Source organism: Neisseria sp. P0021.S007, from assembly GCF_051956855.1.
Genome location: NZ_JBQCXA010000289.1, coordinates 1 through 846 on the forward strand (window position 1 = coordinate 1; position 846 = coordinate 846).

Below are 846 nucleotides of genomic sequence, written 5' to 3' on the forward strand. Positions count from 1 at the left end.
GCCATCGCGTACACGGCAAAAACCCTTCTGAGGGTAAGCTCGAGAAAAAGTGGGATTTGATGTATTTCCGCAGGAATAAAGTCAAACGCGCGCAAAAACTGGGCTTTGTTTACCCCTTCAGGCAGCATGAATTTGAAGCCGAATGGTTTGATTAACTTAAAACACATTTCGACTCAATCGAGATGATTTCCACAAGGCGGATATTTCTCCGCCTTTTTTAATTTCTATGAACGCACTTTTTATTTGCAGCCGCAACCAATGGCGCAGCCCCACTGCTGAAGCGGTATTCCGACGCTATCCGAACGTACAGACCCGTTCCGCAGGCACAAGCCCTAACGCACGGCACACCGTTTCCATCAACGACATCGCATGGTCGGATAAGATTTTTGTGATGGAACAAAAGCATAAAAACCGCCTGTCGGCGCAGTTTCCCCGAGCTTTGCAACATAAGGAAATCATTGTTTTGGACATTCCTGACGATTACCGCTATATGGACGAAGAATTGATCGAGATATTGAATGAAAGCGTCGAGCCGTATTTGTCTGACAGCTAGTCTATAAGAGCTTGAATAAGCAAAGGTAAAGGGTATGGATAAGGTTTCAGACGACCCCAAAGGTCGTCTGAAAATCCAATCATCAAAAGAAAAACCGGATTCCCAGTTGATGGTAATCCGGTTTGTTTTATTTCACACTTAGAAATTCATTCTCACGCCTACGCGGACGGAGCGAGTGGACAGCGGCGCAGTTGGCAAGGTTGAATGCGTCAACAAACCATTCAGATGCACCTTGCCGTGTTTATCTGATTAAAGCCTGTCATTCATTGAATCACAGCAGCCACGTTTTTCAG

At 45.6% G+C, this 846-nt stretch carries 1 protein-coding gene; it reads left to right on the top strand.

All coding sequences use genetic code 11. From position 1 onward, the window contains the following. Nucleotides 1–226: 226 nt before the first annotated feature. Nucleotides 227–553 carry a low molecular weight protein tyrosine phosphatase family protein gene (locus tag ACTHUR_RS12880; protein WP_440398886.1) on the top strand — a complete coding sequence of 109 codons (327 nt, stop codon included), beginning with the start codon at nt 227–229 and terminating at the stop codon, nt 551–553. Nucleotides 554–846: the final 293 nt, after the last annotated feature.

Coding starts and splice junctions, on each gene's coding strand:
- ACTHUR_RS12880 (WP_440398886.1), top strand. CDS start 227: ATGAACGCACTTTTTATTTGCAGCCGCAACCAATGGCGCAGCCCCACT.